Raw genomic sequence first — 22,758 nt, 5'->3', positions numbered from 1 at the left:
TTAAGAAAGGTGTTTGTAGGGGGCTAACGCTTTAAGCGTTGGCTTTTCGCTTTAATTTTTACTTCTTTTTTAATAAAATACTCTTTTTTATTTCTTTTTATCATAGGCGGTTATTGTGTTGGATAGTTTTGAGATTTTAAAGGCTTTAAAGAGCTTGGATTTATTGAAAAACGCCCCTGCTTGGTGGTGGCCTAACGCTTTTAAATTTGAAGCTCTACTGGGGGCGGTTTTAACGCAAAATACTAAATTTGAAGCCGTTTTGAAATCTTTAGAAAATCTAAAAAACGCTTTCATTTTAGAAAATGATGATGAAATCAATCTTGAAAAAATCACTTATATAGAGTTTTCAAAGCTTGCAGAGTGTGTCCGCCCTAGCGGGTTTTATAACCAAAAAGCCAAACGATTAATTAATTTGAGCAAGAATATTTTAAAAGACTTTCAAAGTTTTGAAAATTTTAAACAAGAAGCGACTAGGGAGTGGCTTTTAGACCAAAAGGGCATTGGCAAAGAAAGCGCGGATGCGATTTTATGCTATGTGTGCGCTAAAGAAGTGATGGTGGTGGATAAATACAGCTATCTTTTTTTAAAAAAATTGGGCATAGAGATAGAAGATTATGACGAATTGCAAAATTTTTTTGAAAAAGGCGTTCAAGAGAATTTAAATCCCGCTTTAGCGCTTTATGAAAACACCATTTCTTTAGCGCAACTTTATGCGAGATTCCATGGAAAGATTGTAGAATTTTCCAAACAAAAATTGGAATTAAAGCTTTGATTTTTAGACTTTTCTTAATCTTAAGCCTTTTAAAAGGCGTTTTGCTAGCCAAAAAGGATTTGAATTTTTTTAAACCTTTAGAGCCTACTAAAAAATATTTTGGCTCTTTTAAAATCGGCTATCTTTATCAGCACGCCCAAACGACTAAAAGATCCCCCATCCGCCTTAAAAACCGCCCACCTATTTTGATGGATAAAATTTACCATGACGCTTCTTTAGGCTTTCAAGCAGGGTATGTTTTAAAAAAGAAAGCTTTATTAGGGGGGTATTTAGATGCAGGAATGGGCGATTCGTATTTCATGAGCGCTGGGTTTATGGCTGGGGTGAGACTTTTTAAGGGGTGGGTTATCCCTAAAATCGCCTTAGGCTATCAGCTTCAAATTTTAGGGGCTAAGATTGATAAGTATCAATTCAATATCCAATCAGCAATGGGGAGTGTGGGCTTGTTTTTCAATGCGGCTAAAAATTTTGGCTTGAGTATAGAAACAAGGGGCGGTATCCCTTTTTATTTTATCCAAAGCAAATTTTCTAAAGCCTTTGGCACGCCACGATTGAATATCTATTCTATTGGTATCACTTTCACCTTTTATGATTTTACTAGATTTTTAGGGTAAAATATTTATTTTAAGAACTAACTATAGAGTATAAAAACAATAATTAGACAAACCTTGAAGGATTTATGATGATTTTCATTGATGCATGTTTTAGAAAAGAAACGCCTTATACGCCCATTTGGATGATGAGGCAAGCGGGGCGTTACCTTAGCGAATACCAAGAGAGTCGTAAAAAAGCGGGGAGCTTCTTGGAATTGTGTAAAAATAGCGATTTAGCCACAGAAGTTACCCTACAGCCAGTAGAGATTTTAGGCGTGGATGCGGCTATTTTGTTTAGCGATATTTTAGTAGTGCCTTTGGAAATGGGCTTGAATTTGGAGTTTATCCCCAAAAAGGGGCCGCATTTTTTAGAAACCATTACGGATTTAAAAAGCGTGGAAAGCCTGAAAGTAGGGGCTTATAAACAACTAAACTATGTCTATGATACGATTTCTCAAACGCGCCAAAAGCTTTCTAAAGAGAAAGCGTTAATCGGTTTTTGCGGATCGCCTTGGACTTTAGCGACTTACATGATAGAAGGCGAAGGGAGCAAATCGTATGCTAAAAGCAAGAAAATGCTTTATAGTGAGCCTGAAGTTTTAAAAGCGCTTTTAGAAAAATTAAGCCTTGAATTGATAGAGTATTTGAGCCTTCAAATCCAAGCAGGGGTCAATGCGGTGATGATCTTTGACTCATGGGCTAGTGCTTTAGAAAAAGAAGCGTATTTGAAATTCAGTTGGGATTATTTGAAAAAAATCTCTAAAGAGCTTAAAAAACGCTATGCGCATATTCCGGTTATCCTTTTCCCTAAAGGGATTGGCACTTATTTGGATAGCATAGATGGGGAATTTGATGTGTTTGGCGTGGATTGGGGCACGCCTTTAGAGGCGGCAAAAAAGATTTTAGGCGATAAGTATGTTTTGCAAGGGAATTTAGAACCCACCCGCCTTTATGATAAAAACGCTTTAGAAGAAGGGGTTGAAAGGATTTTAAAAGTCATGGGCAATCAAGGGCATATTTTTAATTTAGGGCATGGGATGCTGCCGGATTTACCCAGAGAAAACGCGAAATATTTAGTGCAATTAGTGCATGCTAAAACCAAGCGATAGGGGGGATTGATGAAAACTATTATAAGATGCATGGGTTTATTAGGTTTGTGTGTTACTCTAACTCTAGCGCAAGCCCCCTCTAAAACCCCAGATGAAATCAAGCAAATCCTTAACAATTATAGCCATAAGAATTTAAAGCTCATTGATCCGCCGACAAGTTCTATAGAAGCAACACCGGGTTTTTTGCCCTCGCCTAAAGAAACAGCGACCACGATCAATCAAGAGATTGCTAAATATCATGAAAAAAGCGATAAAGCCGCTTTGGGGCTTCATGAATTGCTAAAGGGGGCTACCACTAATCTCAGTTTGCAAGCGCAAGAACTCAGTGTCAAGCAAGCGATGAAAAACCATACCATCGCAAAAGCGATGTTTTTGCCCACTTTGAATGCGAATTATTATTTTAAAAATGAAAATAGGGACACTCCGCACTTTAAACATTATAACACGCAACAACTCCAGGCTCAAGTCACATTGAATGTGTTTAATGGTTTTAGCGATGTGAATAATGTCAAAGAAAAGTCTGCGACTTACCGATCCACTGTGGCTAATTTAGAGTATAGCCGCCAGAGCGTGTATTTGCAAGTGGTGCAACAATATTATGAGTATTTTAACAATCTTGCTCGCATGATCGCTTTACAAAAGAAATTAGAGCAAATCAAAACGGACATTAAAAGAGTTACTAAGCTCTATGACAAAGGGCTAACGACGATTGATGATTTGCAAAGCTTGAAAGCGCAAGGGAATTTGAGCGAATACGATATTTTAGACATGCAATTTGCTTTGGAACAAAACCGCTTGACTTTAGAATACCTCACTAACCTCAGTGTGAAAAATTTAAAAAAGACTACGATTGATGTGCCTAATTTGCAATTAAGAGAAAGGCAAGATTTAGTCTCTTTAAGGGAGCAGATTTCCGCGCTCAAATACCAAAACAAACAACTCAATTATTACCCTACAGTAGATGTGTATGACTCATGGCTTTATTGGATCCAAAAACCCGCTTACGCTTTGGGGGGTTTTGGGAACTTCTTCCCAGGCCAGCAAAATACGGCTGGGGTTACTGCGAGCATGAAATTTTTTGATGATATAGGGTTGAGCTTGCAAAAACAATCCATCATGCTAGGCCGATTAGCGAATGAAAAGAATTTAGCGTATAAAAAATTGGAGCAAGAAAAAGACGAACAGCTTTACAGAAAGTCGCTTGATATTGCCAGAGCCAAGATTGAATCTTCAAAGGCTAGTTTGGATGCGGCTAATCTTTCTTTTGCCAATATTAAAAGGAAATACGACGCTAATTTAGTGGATTTCACCACTTATTTAAGGGGCTTAACCACGCGCTTTGATGCAGAAGTGGCTTACAATTTAGCGCTCAATAATTATGAAGTGCAAAAAGCCAATTACATTTTTAACAGCGGGCATAAAATAGACGACTATGTGCATTAAGGGAATAAAAATGATACGAAAAATTTTAATAGGGCTTTTTTTGAGTTTTTTGAATTTGGAAGCTGGCGAGAAAGTGTATGCGATTTTCAATGTGCAAGCGATACAAGACTCCAAACTCACTCTGGATAGCACAGGGATTGTGGATAGCATTAAGGTTGCTGAGGGGAGCGTGGTCAAAAAGGGCGATGTTTTGTTGCTTTTGTATAATCAAGACAAACAGGCTCAAAGCGATTCTACCGAGCAACAACTTATTTTCGCTAAAAAGCAATACCAACGATACAGCAAAATTGGGGGTGCTGTGGATAAAAACACTCTAGAGGGTTATGAATTCACTTATAGGCGCTTGGAATCCGATTACGCTTATTCTATTGCGGTATTGAATAAAACCATTTTAAGAGCCCCTTTTGATGGCGTGATAGCGAGCAAAAACATTCAGGTGGGCGAAGGGGTGAATGCGAATAACACGGTGTTATTAAGACTCGTCAGCCATGCCAGGAAATTGGTTATTGAATTTGATTCTAAATACATTAATGCAGTCAAAGTGGGGGATACTTATACTTATTCTATAGATGGGGATTCCAATCAGCATGAAGCTAAAATCACTAAGATTTACCCCACGGTTGATGAAAACACCAGAAAAGTGAGCGCTGAAGCCCTTTTATCTAAGCCTATGGCAGTGGGGCTTTTTGGCGATGGGTTTATCCAAACGAAATAATAGGATATTTTGATGTATAAAACAGCGATTAATCGTCCTATTACGACCTTGATGTTTGCTTTGGCGATTGTCTTTTTTGGGACTATGGGTTTTAAAAAATTGAGCGTGGCGCTTTTCCCTAAAATTGATTTGCCTACGGTGGTGGTTACTACGACTTATCCTGGAGCTAGCGCTGAAATCATAGAGAGTAAGGTAACCGATAAGATTGAAGAAGCGGTGATGGGGATTGATGGGATCAAAAAGGTTACTTCCACGAGTTCTAAAAATGTGAGCATTGTTGTCATTGAATTTGAGTTAGAAAAGCCTAATGAAGAAGCCTTGAACGATGTGGTTAATAAAATTTCTTCGGTGCGTTTTGATGACTCCAACATTAAAAAACCCTCTATCAATAAATTTGATACCGACAGCCAAGCCATTATTTCGTTATTCGTGAGCAGTTCAAGCGTGCCTGCTACAACCCTTAATGACTACGCTAAAAACACCATTAAGCCCATGCTCCAAAAAATCAATGGGGTAGGGGGCGTGCAGCTCAACGGCTTTAGAGAGCGCCAGATTAGGATTTATGCAGATCTCACTTTGATGAATAAATACAATCTCACTTATGCGGATCTTTTCAGCACGCTTAAAGCGGAGAATGTGGAAATTGATGGGGGGCGCATTGTCAATAGTCAAAGGGAATTGTCTATTTTAATTAATGCGAATAGTTACAGCGTGGCGGATGTGGAAAAGATTCAAGTGGGTAATCATGTGCGTCTTGGCGATATTGCAAAAATTGAAATCGGTTTGGAAGAAGACAACACTTTTGCGAGCTTTAAAGACAAACCTGGTGTGATTTTAGAAATCCAAAAGATTGCCGGAGCGAATGAAATTGAAATCGTAGATAGGGTGTATGAAGCTTTAAAACACATTCAAGCCATTAGCCCCAAGTATGAAATCAGACCCTTTTTAGACACCACGAGCTATATCCGCACTTCTATTGAAGATGTGAAATTTGATCTAGTCTTAGGGGCGATTTTAGCGGTTTTAGTGGTGTTTGCGTTCTTGCGTAACGGCACGATCACTCTCGTTTCAGCGATCTCTATCCCTATTTCTGTCATGGGGACTTTTGCACTCATCCAATGGATGGGCTTTTCATTAAACATGCTCACCATGGTGGCTTTAACGCTAGCGATAGGGATCATCATTGATGATGCGATCGTGGTGATTGAAAACATCCATAAAAAGCTAGAAATGGGCATGAGCAAACGAAAAGCAAGCTATGAGGGGGTGAGAGAAATTGGCTTTGCTCTAGTAGCGATTTCAGCGATGCTGCTCTCTGTTTTTGTGCCCATAGGGAACATGAAAGGCATTATCGGGCGCTTTTTCCAAAGCTTTGGGATCACGGTGGCTTTAGCGATCGCTCTATCGTATGTGGTGGTCGTTACGATTATCCCCATGGTAAGCTCAGTCGTGGTTAATCCCAGGCATTCTCGTTTTTATGTGTGGAGTGAGCCTTTTTTTAAGGCATTAGAATCTCATTATACCAAATTACTCCAATGGGTATTAAACCACAAGCTCATTATCTTTATAGCGGTGGTTTTGGTGTTTGTGGGTTCGCTTTTTGTGGCTTCTAAATTGGGTATGGAGTTCATGCTGAAAGAAGATAGGGGGAGATTTTTAGTGTGGCTTAAGGCTAAACCGGGCGTGAGCATAGATTACATGACACAAAAGAGTAAGATCTTTCAAAAAGCGATTGAAAAACATGCTGAGGTGGAATTTACCACCTTGCAAGTGGGTTATGGCACCACACAAAACCCTTTTAAGGCTAAGATTTTTGTGCAACTTAAGCCTTTAAAAGAGCGTAAAAAAGAGCATGAATTGGGGCAATTTGAGTTGATGAGCGCTTTAAGGAAAGAATTAAAAAGCATGCCTGAATCTAAAGGTTTAGAGAGTATCAATCTTTCTGAAGTCTCGCTTTTAGGGGGCGGTGGGGATAGTTCGCCCTTTCAAACCTTTGTGTTTTCCCATTCTCAAGAAGTGGTGGATAAAAGCGTGGCGAATTTGAAAAAATTCTTATTGGAAAGCCCTGAATTAAAAGGCAAGATCGAAGGCTACCATACAAGCACGAGCGAATCGCAACCGCAACTGCAACTGAAAATCTTAAGACAAAACGCCAACAAATACGGCGTGAGCGCTCAAACCATTGGATCAGTGGTGAGCTCTGCTTTCTCTGGGACTTCTCAAGCGAGCGTGTTCAAAGAAGATGGTAAAGAATACGACATGATTATTAGAGTGCCTGATAACAAGCGCGTTTCTGCAGAAGACATCAAACGCTTGCAAGTGCGTAATAAATACGATAAATTGATGTTTTTAGACGCTTTAGTGGAAATCACAGAAACTAAAAGCCCGTCCAGTATTTCTCGCTATAACCGCCAACGCAGCGTTACGGTGCTCGCTCGGCCTAAAGCGGGTATCTCTTTAGGGGAAATTTTAACGCAAGTGAGCAAAAACACTAAAGAATGGCTGGTTGAAGGGGCGAATTACCGATTCACCGGAGAAGCGGATAACGCTAAAGAGAGCAATGGGGAGTTTTTGATCGCTCTAGCGACAGCGTTTGTGTTGATTTATATGATTTTAGCAGCGTTGTATGAGTCCATTTTAGAGCCTTTTATTATCATGGTTACCATGCCTTTAAGCTTTTCAGGGGCGTTCTTTGCTCTGGGTTTAGTCCATCAGCCTTTGAGCATGTTTTCTATGATAGGATTGATTTTGCTCATTGGTATGGTGGGTAAAAACGCCACGCTTTTAATTGATGTGGCGAATGAAGAGCGTAAAAAAGGTTTGAATATCCAAGAAGCCATTTTGTTTGCCGGCAAAACCCGTTTAAGACCGATTTTAATGACGACCATTGCGATGGTTTGCGGCATGCTGCCTTTAGCGTTGGCGAGTGGGGATGGAGCAGCGATGAAATCCCCTATAGGGATTGCGATGAGTGGGGGCTTGATGATTTCTATGGTGTTAAGCTTACTCATTGTGCCGGTGTTTTATCGTTTGCTCGCTCCCATAGACGACAAAATCAAGCGGTTTTATCAAAACCAAAAAACTTTAGAATGAAAAAAATTGCTTTCATTTTGGCTTTATGGGTGGGTTTGTTAGGGGCGTTTGAGCCTAAAAAAAGTCATATTTATTTTGGGGCTATGGTGGGTTTAGCCCCTATTAAAATAACCCCAAAACCCGTTAGTGATTCTTTTTATACGGCTTTTTTATGGGGGGCTAAAGGGGGGTATCAATTCGCTTTTTTTAAAGCTCTAGCGCTAAGGGGTGAATTTTCCTACCTTATGGCGATAAAACCCACCGCATTGCACACGATTAACACTTCTTTATTGAGCATGAATGTAGATGTATTGAGCGATTTTTACACTTACAAAAAATACAGCTTTGGGGTATATGGGGGGCTTGGGATAGGGTATTTTTATCAAAGTAACCATTTAGGCATGAAAAATAGTTCGTTTATGGGATATAACGGCTTGTTTAATGTGGGGCTTGGCAGCACGATTGCTCATCACCACCGCATAGAGCTTGGGGCTAAAATCCCTTTTTCAAACACTAGAAATTCTTTTAAAAATTCTTATTTTTTAGAGAGCGTTTTTATCCAAGCGGCTTATAGTTACGCTTTTTAAAAAAAAATTTCAAATAACCTAATGATGGCTTCCACTTACAAGATGTGATCCCTATAACCACGCAAAGAGATTACGCATTCTTTTTTAATTGCTATAATAGATAACGCCAAAAAATTAGCAAGTATTAGCATGACCGCATGAAAGGGTTTTAAATGATTGATAAAAATGATAAAACAGATTTAAAAAATAAACGCTTTAAAAACCGCTCTTTTAAGGGTGTTAAAAAGAAGATCGCTAAAAAATATAAAATCAAAAACTCGCCTTTGACAATTTATTCCTTAAAAACGCATTCAAATTCTTCTCTATCTCTCAACAAAAAAATCTTTTTAGGGCTAGGGTTTGTTTCAGCTTTGAGCGCTCAAAGTGAAGATTATAATAGTTCGGTGTATTGGCTTAATAGCGTGAATGAAAATAACAGCAACAAATCCTACTATGTCAGCCCTTTACGCACTTGGGCTGGGGGGAATAGGAGTTTTACGCAAAACTATAACAATAGTAAATTGTATATAGGGACAAAAAACGCTTCCGCAACGCCCAACAATTCTTCTGTGTGGTTTGGGGAAAAGGGCTATATAGGTTTTATTACAGGGGTTTTTAAGGCTAGAAACATCTTTATCACAGGATCTATTGGATCGGGTAATGAGTTAAAAACCGGCGGAGGGGCGATACTTGTTTTTGAAAGCTCAAACGAATTAAGCGCTGATGGGGCTTATTTTCAAAATAACAGAGCCGGGACGCAAACTTCTTGGATGAATTTGATTTCCAATAACAGCGTGCATTTGATAAACACGGATTTTAGCAACCAAACCCCTAATGGGGGCTTTAATGTTAAAGGGAAAAATATCACTTATGAAGGCGGGATTGTCAATGGTGGGAATTTTGGCTTTGATAATGTGGATAGCAATGGCACAACCACCATTAGCGGGGTAACTTTCAATAATAATGGCGCACTCACTTACAAGGGTGGGAATGGTATTGGGGGGAGCATCACCTTTACTAACTCTAATATCAATCATTATAAACTCAATCTTAACGCCAACAGCGTTACCTTTAATAACAGCATTTTAGGGAGTATGCCTAATGGTAATATTAATACTATAGGAAATGCCTACATTCTTAATGCAAGTGATATTACTTTTAATAATTTGACTTTTAATGGGGGTTGGTTTGTTTTTGATAGATCTAATGCTAATGTTAATTTTCAAGGCACAACCACAATCAACAACCCCACTTCACCCTTTGTCAATATGAGCGCTAAAGTTACAATTAATCCTAACGCGATTTTTAATATTCAAAATTACACGCCTAGCATAGGAAGCGCTTACACGCTTTTTAGCCTAAAAAATGGATCTATCACTTATAATGATGTCAGCAACTTGTGGAATATCATCAGGCTTAAAAACACGCAAGCCACAAAAGACAACAGCAAAAACGCCACTTCTAATAACAACACCCACACTTACTATGTAACTTACAATTTAGGCGGCACGCTCTATAATTTTAGACAAATTTTTAGCCCTGATTCTATTGTTTTACAATCTATCTATTACGGCACGAACAATATTTACTACACCAATAGCATGAATATCCATGACAATGTCTTTAATTTAAAAAATATTAATGATGATAGAGCTGACACGATTTTCTATCTCAACGGCTTAAACACTTGGAATTACACTAATGCGAGATTCACTCAAACCTATGGCGGGAAAAACAGCGCTTTAGTGTTTAACGCCACGACCCCTTGGGCTAATGGCAGTATCCCTAAATCTAACAGCACGGTGCGTTTTGGAGGGTATGAGGGAGTCAATTGGGGGAAAACGGGCTATATTACCGGCACTTTTACAGCCGATAGGGTTTATATCACCGGTAACATGATGTCTGGTAATGGCGCTCAAACCGGTGGGGGGGCGACTTTGAATTTTGTGGGTGCGACTGAAATTAATATCGTTGGAGCTGATTTTAAAAACCTAAAAACCACTTCACAGCATTCTTACATGACTTTTATGGCGTTAGGGAATGGATCTGGGAGCGGCAAAATCAATGTTTCTCAATCTGATTTTTACGATTGGACGGGTGGGGGGTATGATTTTACCGGTAATGGCGCTTTTGATAGCGTGAATTTCAACAAGGCTTATTACAAATTTCAAGGCGCTGAAAATTCTTACCATTTTAAAAACACGAACTTTTTAGCAGGGAATTTTAAGTTTCATGGTAATACCACCATTGAAAAATCCGTTTTAGATGACGCTTCTTATTCTTTTGATGGCGCGAATAATACCTTTAATGAAAACAAGTTTAATGGTGGTTCGTTTAGTTTTAACGCCAAGCAAGTAGATTTTAATGGGAACTCGTTCAATGGGGGGGTGTTTAATTTCAATAATACCCCTAAAGTCAGTTTCACTAATGACACTTTTAATGTGAATAACCAATTCAAAATCAATGGCGCTCAAACAGATTTCACTTTCAATAAGGGCGTTGTTTTTAACATGCAAGGGCTTTTGAGTAGCCTAAGCGTAGGCACGACTTATCAATTGCTTAACGCTAAAAGCGTGGATTATAAGGATAATAACGCTTTGTATCAAATGTTGCGTTGGACAAGCGGAGAAAATCCTAGTGGTAAATTAGTGGATGGAAATAAAACCGCACCAAGCAACGCTAAAATTTATAATGTCCATTTCACCGATAACGGCTTGACTTACTACATTAAAGAAAATTTTAATAATGGGATCACGCTCACTCGTTTATGCACTCTAGGCTATACGCATTGCGTGAATATCTATAATGATGTATTTCATCTTAAAAATATCAATAATAACTCCAGTAACACCGTGTTCTATCTCAACGGCATGACGACTTGGAAGAGTGCTGGCACAGGCGTTTTCACGCAAGATTATAGTGGCGCTGACAGCGTTTTAGTGTTCAACCAGACCACCCCTTTTCTTGATGGGGCGAATCCCGCTTCTAATAGCGTGGTGAGTTTTGGGAAAACTTCAGGGGCTGAATGGGGGCTAGTGGGCTATATTCAAGGCGTTTTTAAAGCCAATCAAATTGATATTACCGGCACGATTCGCTCCGGTAATGGGGCTAAAACCGGTGGGGGTGCGACTTTAGTGTTTAACGCTCAAGAGCGTTTGAATATCGCTAACGCTAGTTTGAATAACGATAAAGCCGGTTTGCAAAATTCATGGATGAACTTCATTGTTAATAATGGCAACTTGAATGTAAAAAACGCAAATTTTAGCAACCAGACTCCGCATGGAGGCTTTAACCTTAAAGCGGATGGTATTACTTGGGATGGAGGCTCTGTGAATGGAGGGGGGAATTTTGGCGTGGATAACGCCAATAGCAATGGCATAACCACCATTAGCGGAGTAACTTTCAACGATAACGGCACTTTGATTTATAAAGGGGGTGAAAACAGCGCCGGAAATTCTCTAACCCTAGAAAACAACACCTTCAATTCCTATAACATCAACACCAGAGTGCAAAACCTTATTTTCAACAACAACTCGTTTAATGGCGGTAGCTATTCGTTTAATGGCACTAAAAACACCACTTTTAAAGGCACAAACACGCTCATTAACAGCGATCCTTTCAGCCGCCTTCAAGGATCAATCGCTATTGACAATAATAGTATTTTTAACATTGAAAGGGATTTGACCGATAAAACCACTTACACGCTTTTAAGCGGGGATAGCATCAAATACAATAACCAAACTTTAGCGGATAATGCTTTTTCAAAAAATTTATGGAATCTGATCCATTATGATGGCGAACGAGGAACTTTATTAAGAACGGATAATAATACTTATTTTGTGCAATTCACCCAAAGCAACGGCCAAAAATTTGTTTTTGAAGAAACTTTTAATTCTAGCTCTATCACTTATAGATACCTTACGCTCAACTCTTCGCCTTTCCACACAGAAGCTGATTCTAAGGATGTTTGGAGTCAAGTGAGGAAGCAATTTGATTTTATTCCTGGAAAAACCACTGTGTGTATTGGCGTGTGCTATATCGCGCCTTATAAAAATCAAGACCTTATCGGCTCTAGCGCTTTTGCGTGGTCGCTGAACTTTGGGGCTACGGTGGTAGGGACTTTGCTTTTAGGGAGCGCGCAAGAAAAAGCCAATGACAATGGCGGATCTATCTGGTTTGGTAAGAATAATTTGCTGTATTTGCACGGCAATTTCAATGCGACTAATATCTTTTTAACGAATAACTTTAATGTCGGAAATCCTAACGCCGGCGGTGGGGCGACGATTAGTTTTAACGCTGATGAAACCTTGAATGCTGATGGGTTGAATTACACGAATTTCCAAACCGTGGCTATGGGCTTACAAACTAATGCGAGCCAGCATTCATGGGCGAATTTTAATTCCAGGTTTTCTATGGAAATTAAAAATTCTAACTTTAGGGATTTCACATGGGGAGGCTTTAGGTTCAATTCAGGGCGTATCACTTTTGAAAACACCACTTTTAGCGGCTGGACTAATATTAACGGAGCGACTGAAAGCGGTTCTTCGTATGTGAATATGGTTGCGAATACGGATTTGATATTTTCTAATTCCATTTTAGGAGGGGGCATCCGCTATGATTTGAAAGCCAATAACATTATTTTCAATAATTCTCAAATAGTCATTGATGTGTCTAAAAATGTGAATCAGTCTTCATTGAATGGGAATGTGACTTTCAATAATTCCAGGCTTTCAGTCAAACCCAACGCTGCTATTAATATTGGGGATAGCCAAACCCAAACGATTTTAGAAAATACCTCAAGCCTTTCTTTTTACAATAATAGCGTGGCGAATTTTAACGGCATGACCACTTTTAATGGGGTGTCTTATTTGAATTTAAACCCTAACGCTCAATTAAGCTTCAATCAAGCGAATTTCAATAACGCTAATGTCACTTTTTATGGCATCCCGCTATTTGGTAAAACGCCTGATTTTGGCAGTTCTGTGCGCCTTATTAATTTCAAAGGGAATACGAATTTTAATCAAGCCACACTCAATTTAAGGGCTAAAAATATCCATATCAATTTCCAAGGCGCTACGACTTTTGAAAATAACTCTACGATGAATTTAGCCCAAAGTTCTCAAGCGAGCTTTAATACGCTTAGCGTAGAAGGGGAAACGAATTTCAATCTCAACGGATCGAGCTTGTTGAATTTCAACGCTAACAGCGTTTTTAACGCTCCTGTGAGTTTTTATGCCAATAATTCTCAAATTTCTTTCACTCATTTGGCGGCTTTTAATTCTAATGCCTTGTTTGATTTGGAAAACAACAGCACCTTGAATTTTCAAAGCGTTCTTTTAAATGGCTCTTTAAACCTTTTAGGTAATGGCGGTAACGCTTTATTTATTAATGCAAGCGGGAATTTCAGCTTTGGAACTCAAGGGATTTTGAATCTGTCTAATGTGAATTTATTTGATGCCAAAAACAAGCCCTTAGTTTATAACATTTTACAAGCCCAAAATATTCAGGGTTTGATGGGGAATAACGGCTATGAGAAGATCCGTTTTTATGGCATACAGATTGACAAGGCTGATTACTCGTTTAATAACGGCGTTCATTCTTGGAGTTTCACTAACCCGCTCAATACGACTGAAACGATTACAGAAACCTTGCATAACAACCGCTTGAAAGTGCAGATCTCTCAAAACGGTGCTTCTAATAATACGGCATTTAATCTCGCTCCTAGTTTGTATGATTACCAAAAAAACCCTTATGATGAAAGCTCTAATTCCTATAATTATACGAGCGATAAGGCCGGCACTTATTATTTAAGCAGTAACATTAAAGGCTTTAATCAAAACAATGAGATACCAGGGACTTATAATGCGCAAAACCAGCCATTACAAGCCTTACACATTTATAATCAGGCTATCACTAAGCAAGATTTAAGCGTTATTGCCGGCTTGGGTAAGGAATTTTTGCCTAAAATAGCTAAGCTTTTATCTTCAGGGGCTTTAGACAATCTCAATCTCAACAGCCCGAATAGTTTTGAAACTATTTTTGATATTTTAAAGAAATATGGTATTGCTTTAAACCAAGAAAATTGGAAGAGCTTATTAAAGATCATCAATGGTTTTTCTAACACAGCTAATTATCATTTCTCTCAAGGCAATCTTGTTGTAGGAGCGATCAAAGAAGGGCAAACGAACACTAATAGCGTGGTGTGGTTTGGAGGCGATGGCTATAAAGAGCCATGCGCGGTTGGGGATAACACTTGCCAGATGTTTAGGCAGACTAATTTAGGGCAATTGCTCAATTCTAGCACGCCTTATTTGGGTTATATTAACGCTAATTTTAGGGCTAAAAACATTTACATTACTGGGACAATCGGCAGCGGGAACGCCTGGGGGAGTGGAGGGAGCGCGAATGTGTCTTTTGAAAGCGGCACTAATTTGGTGCTCAATCAAGCTAATATTGACGCTCAAGGGACTGATAAAATCTTTTCTTATCTAGGGCAAGGCGGCATTGAAAAGCTTTTTGGAGAAAAAGGTTTAGCGAATACGCTTTCTAATATTATTTATGAAGAGAGCTTGAATGATAACGCTATCCCTAAAGATCTAGCCAACATGATCCCTAAAGATTTTGGATCTAAGACTTTAAGCTCTTTGCTTAGCCCTACTGAAGTGAATAATCTCTTAGGCGTGAGCGCTTTTAAAAACGCGATCATGGAAATTTTAAATTCTAAAACGGTGGGCGATGTTTTTGGTGAAAACGGGCTTTTAAACGCATTGGATCCGGCAAAAAGAAAAGAAATCGATCAAATGCTTTTAGAGCAAATCCAAGCCCATTCTTCAGGGTTTGAAAAATTCATTGTTAAAACTTTAGGGATTGAAAATGTAGAGAAATTCATCAATGACTGGTATGGAAAACAAAGCTTGAGTTCTTTTGCCAATAATTTTGTGCCTGGAGGCTTAAATCAAGCCCTTGATAAAATAGGTTCTAACTCTGATGCCAAAGACTTGCAGAGTTTCTTAGACAAAACGACTTTTGGAGATATTCTCAATCAAATGATCAATCAAGCCCCCTTAATCAATAAGCTCATTTCTTGGCTGGACCCGCAGGATTTAAGCGTGTTAGTCAATATCGCTCTAAACAGCATCACTAACCCTAGAGAAGAGCTGACTAGCACCATTTCTAGCATAGGTGAAAAAGCGTTAAATGACTTATTGGGCGAGGGTGTAGTGAATAAAATCATGAGCAATCAAGTCTTAGGGCAAATGATTAATAAAATCATTGCTGATAAGGGATTAGGGGGAGCTTATTATCAAGGTTTAGGCTCAATACTCCCTAAACCCTTACAAAATGAGTTAAAACAATTGGGATTAGGGTCTTTACTAGGTTCTAGGGGATTGCACAATCTTTGGCAAAAAGGGAATTTTAATTTCGTGGCTAAAAACCATGTGTTTGTGAATGACAGCTCGTTTAATAACGCCACAGGGGGGGAATTGAATTTTGTAGCGGGTAAGTCTATTATCTTTAACGGGAAAAACACCATTAATTTCACGCAATATCAGGGCAGGCTTTCATTTATTTCTCAAGATTTTTCTAATATTTCATTAGATACCTTAAACGCTACCAACGGCTTAACGCTGAATGCACCTAAAAATGACATTAGCGTTCAAAAAGGTCAGATTTGCGTGAATGTTTTAAATTGCATGGGCGAGAAAAAAGCTGATTCTTCTTCAAGCGCGACAACCCTAACCAATGAAACGCTAGAAGTGAATGCGAATAATTTCACATTCTTAGGAACAATTAAAGCGAACGGATTAGTGGATTTTTCAAAAGTCTTACAAAATACGACTATTGGGACTTTGGATTTAGGGTCAAACGCCACTTTTAAAGCCAACAACTTGATCGTGAATAACGCTTTTAACAACAATTCTGATCATAGGGCTGATATTAGCGGTAATCTCAATGTGATTAAGGGTGCAACTTTTAGCACGAATGAAAATGGTTTGAATGTGGGGGGCGATTTCAAGAGCGAAGGGCCATTAATTTTTAATCTTAATAACCCCACCCGTCAAACGATTATTAATGTAACTGGTGCTTCTACGATCATGTCTTACAATAATCAAGCTTTAATCAATTTTAACACTCAACTCAAGCAAGGTGCTTACACGCTTATGGGCGCTAAACGCATGGTTTATGGCTATGATAATCAGACGATTCTTGGAGGGAGCTTGAGCGATTACCTCAAGCTTTACACCCTCATTGATTTTAACGGCAAACGCATGCAATTGAATGGCGATTCGTTAAGCTATGACAACCAGCCGGTCAATATTAAAGATGGGGGTCTTGTGGTAAGTTTTAAAGATGATCAAGGGCAAATGGTGTATTCATCTATCCTTTATGATAAAGTTCAAGTTACCGTCTCTGATAAACCCATTAACATTCAAGCCCCTAGTTTGGAGTATTACATCAAATACATTCAAGGTAGCATTGGTTTGAATGCGATCAAATCTGCGGGCAATAATTCCATTATGTGGCTGAATGCGCTTTTTGTGGCTAAAGGGGGTAATCCCTTGTTCGCTCCTTATTATTTGCAAGACAATTCCACTGAACACATTGTTACTTTAATGAAAGATATTACCAGCGCTTTAGGCATGCTTACTAACTCTAATCTTAAAAACAACTCCACCGATGTTTTACAGCTCAACACTTACACGCAACAAATGGGGCGTTTAGCCAAGCTTTCTAATTTCGCTTCCTTTGACTCAACGGATTTTAGCGAACGCTTGAGCAGTCTTAAAAACCAAAGATTTGCTGACGCTGTCCCTAACGCGATGGATGTGATTTTAAAATACTCTCAAAGGGATAAATTAAAAAATAATCTTTGGGCGACCGGCGTTGGGGGTGTGAGCTTTGTGGGAAATGGCACAGGAACGCTCTATGGTATCAATGTGGGCTATGACAGATTCATTAAGGGTGTGATTGTTGGAGGGTATGCGGCTTATGGGTATAGCGGGTTTTATGAACGCATCACTAGTTCTAAATCGGATAATGTGGATGTGGGCTTGTATGCGAGAGCCTTTATCAAAAAGAGCGAGCTAACTTTTAGCGTTAATGAAACTTGGGGGGCTAATAAAACCCAAATCAGTTCCAACGACACTTTGCTTTCTATGATCAACCAGTCTTATAATTACAACACATGGACGACGAACGCAAGAGTCAATTACGGGTATGATTTCATGTTTAAAAACAAGAGCGTGATTATCAAACCTCAAATTAGCCTAAGGTATTATTATATCGGTATGACCGGTTTAGATGGGGTGATGGATAACGCGCTCTATAGCCAGTTTAAAGCGAATGCGGATCCGTCTAAAAAATCCGTTTTAACGATTGATTTTGCTTTTGAGAACCGCCATTATTTTAACACAAACTCTTATTTTTATGCGATTAGCGGCATTGGTAGGGATTTACTTGTGCGATCAATGGGGGATAAATTGGTGCGTTTCATTGGTGACAATACTTTGAGTTACAGGAAAGGCGAGCTTTATAACACTTTTGCGAACATCACTACAGGTGGGGAAGTGAGGTTGTTTAAAAGCTTTTATGTGAATGCTGGGGTGGGGGCTAGGTTTGGATTGGATTACAAAATGATCAACATCACCGGAAATATTGGAATGCGTTTAGCGTTTTAAAAGTAGGGGGCTTACCCCTTTTTGAGCCATTAAACGAATCAATGGTGGGATTTAGCTTAACGCATGCGTTCTTTAGGGATAAATAGCATGCGATTAGCGCTCAATAAAAAGAGGATGACACTAGCAACAATAAAGAATGTTGGAATCAATAACACGAGCATAACATCCGTTCCTTGAAAAGTTTTAGCTACAAAAATAGCTAAACAAAAGCAAAATAACGAACTTGAAAAGATGCTAATAAACCCCAAAAGAAGCACTTATTGGTGAGATAAAACTTGATTTCAAGCCTTAAAATATTCAAAATTGCACCCATTAAATATTCTTTAAGAGCAACAATAAATATCTTTTGTGGTTGGTTCATCCTTGAAGCTAAAATGGATTGATATAAATTCCAATACGGACTCTAAAGGTTCGTTTGTGGATGGCTCCATTCTTAAGGATTAAAACCCATTCGCAACTCTTTAGAACAATAGGGTCATGGGTAGCAATAATACTTGTAAGCTCTTTAGTGTTGCGTAGCTTAATCAGATTTGAGAGTTTTGTGATAGCATCTTGCTCTAAGCTCATTTCTAGTTCATCCATAATAACCAATTCTGGGTAATAACTAAGAGCTAAATCGATTTTTAATCGTTGTTTTTGTCCTTCACTCAAAAATGTTCATAGGTTTTATTTAAAAGATTGTTTTCAAACAAGATAAGAGAGCAGTTTTTATGAAAAAATTGATAGAATTTAAGCAAGTCATTTGCACTCAATCCAGGCGGATAGTTTAATAAGCTAGAAACAACTCCTAGATTTTCTTGTTTTGGAATAATATTATTGTAGTGTGCAATGTTGTTGTTTTTTGCTTCAATATCAAAGTCTGATTTAATCCTCAAAATAGTGTTAATTAAGGTTGATTTCCCCGACCCGTTTGCTCCAATAATAGCTGTGCTAACATTATTTTTAAATGAAAAATCATGAATGTTTAAGGCGTTTTTAAATTTTTTAAATGTGGCTTTTGTGGGCGTGATGTGGATATTAGAAATCATAAAATCCCCTTTGATAGAAATGATTTAAAATCCCATCTAGGTTCATTGTATTCAAATGATGGTTTTATTTAGCGTAGTGTTGCTAAAAAATTAACTGATCTTTGTTAAAGCGAGCCAAAGGCATTACTGATAGATACGCTCTAATCGCATAAAACGATTTTAAAAAGCGTTTCAACTCCAAAAAACAGACAAAGCTAAAGCTAAGGTTTTAAATAAGAAAGACCCTAAAAAACTAGAGAAACGGAGTTTTTGATTTTCATTATCAAAACCCTAAATACCCTCTCGTTTTTTGTCCGTTATTGGTTTTATGAGTGTTTTAACATATAAAACTCCAACGCTTTTTCAAAGAGAAGCGAGCGGTTAGAAAAACCCTTTTCTTTCATGTATTCATCCACTTTAGCCATAAAACTAGGCGAGAGTAAAACGCTGTAATTGATTCTTCGCTCTTTACTTATTTTTTCTTCGTATTCTATCTCTTCTATTTCAGCTAACAAACTGGGCGAGAGCGAAATGTTAAAACTGCTCTTTCGTTCGCTGCTCACTTTTATTTCTGCTTCTAACTCAGCTAATTCTGTTAGCAACTTTTTGCGTTTTGCTTGTAAAGCCTGAATGGTTGTGTGTGCTTTATGGTGTTCCATCATTGCTCCTTAAAATGTCTCTATTTTTTGCATTCTACTATAAAATAGGATCTTGTGAGTAAATTCATTAAGAATGAAAATTGGAATTTTTCTTTAGAATGTAACTGGATATTTGATTTTAATTTTAATCAAATTCTTTAAGGCGCTTTAATAATTCTTCTTCATTCAAAACACTCACTCCATGTTTTTGTGCTAGAGCGAGTTTTGATCCGGCATTTTCTCCAACGATTAAAAAATCGGTTTTAGCGCTCACGCTTGAAGAAATTTTTGCCCCTAAATTTTCTAACATTTGAGCGTATTCTTGCCGTGGTTTAGAAAGCGTGCCGGTTAAAACAATCGTTTTATTATGGAAAACAGAAGAGCTTTTTTGCTTTTCTTCAGCCGTATCGCTGTTTTTAGGGACCAACAAATCAAATAATGATCGGATAAATTCCTGATTGCTCGCGTAAAAATTGACTAAAGAGCGCGCCATTTCCACCCCAAAGCCTTCCATTTCTAAAAACTCGGCTTCGCTTTTTTCTAACACCTTTAAGCCGTATCTGGCTAGCGTTTTACTCGCTCCCTTGCCAATATGTTCAATCCCTAAAGCATTAATCAAACGCCATAAGGGAGGGTTTTTGCTTTTTTGAATAGCGTCTAATAGATTTTGAGCTTTTTTGATTTTGAATTTGTCTAGCCGCATTAAATCTTCTGATTTTAAAGCATACAAATCCAGGGCGTTAAAAATGAGTTTTTCTTCAAAAAGTTGTTCTATGACTTTATCGCCCAAGCCTTGAATGTTTAAAGCGTCTTTAGAAGCAAAATGGATCAAGCTTTCTTTCAACCTTGCCGGGCAATTAAGGTTTTGACAATAAGTAAAAATCTCTTCGCACAAAAGCTCATGCGAACATATAGGGCAAACTTTGGGGCGTATGATTTTGTGTTGCGAGCCGTCTCTATAAGATTCTAAAGGTTTGATGATTTTAGGGATCACATCGCCGCTTCTAATGACGACAACCCTATCATTGAGCATGATATTCTTTTTTTCAATTTCAGAATAATTGTGCAAGGTCGCTTTGGTAATCATAGCTCCAGCAATTTCTACAGGTTCTAAGATAGCGACCGGTGTGATTGCTCCGCTGCGCCCCACTTGGTTAATGACTCCTACAATTTTTGTGTGTTTTTCTAGAGCCGGGAATTTATAAGCGCAAGCGAATTTAGGGGATTTTTGCGTGTAGCCTAGCTCCTTTTGAATCTTCAATTCATTCACAACGATCACCATGCCGTCTAAAAGGGCAAAAAAGCCCTCCCTTTCTCTAATCAGGGTGTGGTAATTTTCTTCTATTTCTTGGTGGTTTTTGTTTAGGCTTAAGTATTCAATAGTGCTAAAACCTAGCGAGACAATAAAATCCAAACACTCCTTAAAGCTTAGGAAATTTAAAGAATGCTTGCCCACGCCCCAAGGGATGAATTGCAATTTACGCTTTTTAGTGACTGCACTATCAAGCTGCCTCAAACTCCCTGATGCGGCATTTCTAGGGTTAGCGAATAGGGGTTCATTAGCGTTTAAGCGCTCTTGATTTAAAGCGTCAAAATCCTCTTTAGAAATGATCACTTCGCCCCTGATTTCTATTTCTCCATTATAAGCGATAGCGTGGGGGATATTAGCGATGTGTTTGGCGTTTGCGCTAACTAATTCCCCTTCTAAGCCGTTGCCCCTAGTGGTCGCGCTCACTAGCTTGCCATGTTGATACAAAAGATTGAGTGAAACCCCATCAAGTTTGGGCGAACACACGAACGAAGCGCTAGGATAAGCCTTTAAAATGCGTTGCAACCACGCTTGCAATTCGCTTTGATTGAACACATCATCTAAGCTCCACATCCGCATTAAATGGGGGTTTTTCTTGAACAAACTGGTGGTAATAGCCCCCACTTTTTGGGTAGGGGAATGAGCTTGAATGTTATTAGGGTTTTTTTCTTCATAAGCTTTTAATTCTTGATAAAGTTCATCATAGACTGCATCGCTTACGATGGGATCATCAAGGTTGTAATAATGGTGCGATAGGGTGTTTAAATATTTAATTCTTTCTAAATATTCTTTTTGGTTTTTTATCATGTTTCTTAAAACCTTTTAAACTAAATTAGGGTAGTATTATAGCATTTAATCTTTGATAGGGCTTAGGGGAAATTAGGTGGCAAGAGGCATTGACCAAACGACTTCGTTGCATTTAAACAGCGAAGCGCAATTTCTGTGTTTTAGATTAGATGAAGAAAAAGACGCCCAACTTTATGGCATGAACATTTTTAAGATCCGAGAAATTATTTATTATGATGGGGAGGTTACAGAGATTCTTGGGGGGAATGATGGCGTGATGCTTGGATTTCTTAGCGTTAGGGGCGAGTCTATCCCTTTAGTGGATGTGAAAAGGTGGTTGCATTATAACGCTCATGATTTAGGTCGCAATTTAAAAGAATACAGCGTTAAAGATGACCATAATTTGGTGATTGTGTGCCATTTTTCTAACCACTCCATCGCTCTAAAGGTTTTAAAAATTGAAAGGATCATTCATAAAAATTGGACTGAAATTAGCGCTGGGGACAAACAAGGCGTTAGTGGAGAGGGTAAGATTAGCGCTATCACTCGTTTTGATGAAGAACGGGTGGTGCAAATCTTAGATGTGGAAAAGATGATTAGCGATGTTTTCCCTAGCTTGAAAGATTTAGACGATTTGACTTTGCGTTGCATAGAAGCCATTCAGAGCCAAAAACTCATTTTAATCGCTGAAGACTCCTTGAGTGCTCTTAAAACCCTAGAAAAAATCGTTCAAACTTTAGAATTGCGTTATTTAGCCTTTCCAAACGGGAGAGAATTGTTGGATTATTTGTATGAAAAAGAGCATTACCAACAGGTCGGCGTGGTCATTACGGATTTAGAAATGCCTGTTATTTCAGGGTTTGAAGTGCTAAAAACCATTAAAGCTGATAGCAGAACTGAACACATTCCTGTGATTATCAATTCGTCCATGAGCAGCGATTCTAATCGCCAATTAGCCCAATCTTTAGAAGCGGATGGTTTTGTGGTAAAATCTAACATTCTTGAAATCCATGAAATGCTTAAAAAAACGCTTTCATAAATTTAATTTTTGTTTTAATTTAAAGGGAT

General features: G+C 38.5%; 11 protein-coding genes and 2 pseudogenes. 9 read left to right on the top strand and 4 right to left on the bottom strand.

Annotation, left to right across the window (positions count from 1 at the left end; translation table 11 throughout):
* Positions 1-115: 115 nt before the first annotated feature.
* The 8 genes from AA974_RS03490 (at position 116) to AA974_RS03455 (ending at position 17,950) form a co-directional block, all read left to right on the top strand.
* Positions 116-772: a 3-methyladenine DNA glycosylase gene (locus tag AA974_RS03490; protein ID WP_064433443.1), complete on the top strand. Its 657-nt coding sequence runs from the start codon at positions 116-118 to the stop codon at positions 770-772.
* On the top strand, positions 769-1,386 hold the full coding sequence (locus tag AA974_RS03485; RefSeq protein ID WP_064433442.1) for a hypothetical protein: 618 nt from the start codon (positions 769-771) through the stop codon (positions 1,384-1,386). Before AA974_RS03490 ends, AA974_RS03485 begins: the two co-directional genes overlap by 4 nt.
* A 68-nt stretch (positions 1,387-1,454) precedes the next feature.
* On the top strand, positions 1,455-2,474 hold the full coding sequence (gene hemE, locus AA974_RS03480; RefSeq protein WP_064433441.1) for a uroporphyrinogen decarboxylase: 1,020 nt from the start codon (positions 1,455-1,457) through the stop codon (positions 2,472-2,474).
* Positions 2,475-2,483: 9 nt separating this feature from the next.
* Positions 2,484-3,917, top strand: a complete 1,434-nt coding sequence (hefA, locus tag AA974_RS03475) for an efflux RND transporter outer membrane subunit HefA (RefSeq protein WP_064433440.1) — start codon at positions 2,484-2,486, stop codon at positions 3,915-3,917.
* Positions 3,918-3,927: 10 nt separating this feature from the next.
* Positions 3,928-4,632 (top strand): efflux RND transporter periplasmic adaptor subunit HefB, encoded by a 705-nt coding sequence (gene hefB, locus AA974_RS03470; protein ID WP_064433439.1) that lies wholly within the window; start codon positions 3,928-3,930, stop codon positions 4,630-4,632.
* A 12-nt stretch (positions 4,633-4,644) separates the two neighbouring features.
* Entirely contained in the window at positions 4,645-7,725 is a 3,081-nt protein-coding gene (gene hefC / locus AA974_RS03465) for an efflux RND transporter permease subunit HefC (protein WP_064433438.1), read from the top strand.
* A complete protein-coding gene (locus AA974_RS03460; protein WP_064433437.1) occupies positions 7,722-8,291 on the top strand; it encodes an outer membrane beta-barrel protein in 570 nt (189 codons plus the stop codon). The genes hefC and AA974_RS03460 overlap by 4 nt, the downstream gene beginning before the upstream one ends.
* 152 nt (positions 8,292-8,443) lie before the next feature.
* Complete coding sequence (locus AA974_RS03455; RefSeq protein WP_064433436.1) at positions 8,444-17,950, top strand: vacuolating cytotoxin domain-containing protein; 9,507 nt, start codon at positions 8,444-8,446, stop codon at positions 17,948-17,950.
* Between the two features lie 56 nt (positions 17,951-18,006).
* Here the strand turns inward: AA974_RS03455 and AA974_RS08285 are convergent.
* The 4 genes and pseudogenes from AA974_RS08285 to ligA form a co-directional block, all read right to left on the bottom strand.
* Positions 18,007-18,204 (bottom strand): annotated as a pseudogene (locus tag AA974_RS08285) (hypothetical protein); the annotation flags it as partial.
* 58 nt (positions 18,205-18,262) lie between these two features.
* A pseudogene (locus AA974_RS03445) lies at positions 18,263-18,978 on the bottom strand (ATP-binding cassette domain-containing protein).
* Positions 18,979-19,283: 305 nt separating this feature from the next.
* A complete protein-coding gene (locus AA974_RS03440) occupies positions 19,284-19,616 on the bottom strand; it encodes a ribbon-helix-helix domain-containing protein (protein ID WP_064433434.1) in 333 nt (110 codons plus the stop codon).
* A 124-nt stretch (positions 19,617-19,740) separates the two neighbouring features.
* Positions 19,741-21,711: an NAD-dependent DNA ligase LigA gene (ligA, locus tag AA974_RS03435; protein ID WP_064433433.1), complete on the bottom strand. Its 1,971-nt coding sequence runs from the start codon at positions 21,709-21,711 to the stop codon at positions 19,741-19,743.
* A gap of 76 nt (positions 21,712-21,787) precedes the next feature.
* Here ligA and AA974_RS03430 point away from each other — a divergent pair, with 76 nt between their 5' ends.
* Positions 21,788-22,729 (top strand): chemotaxis protein, encoded by a 942-nt coding sequence (locus AA974_RS03430; RefSeq protein WP_064433432.1) that lies wholly within the window; start codon positions 21,788-21,790, stop codon positions 22,727-22,729.
* The last annotated feature ends 29 nt before the right edge of the window (positions 22,730-22,758 follow it).

This window comes from Helicobacter pylori, assembly GCF_001653475.1.
Taxonomy (GTDB): domain Bacteria; phylum Campylobacterota; class Campylobacteria; order Campylobacterales; family Helicobacteraceae; genus Helicobacter; species Helicobacter pylori_CM.
The sequence above is the reverse complement of the archived record's forward strand: the minus strand, read 5'-3'. Positions and strand labels throughout refer to the sequence as shown.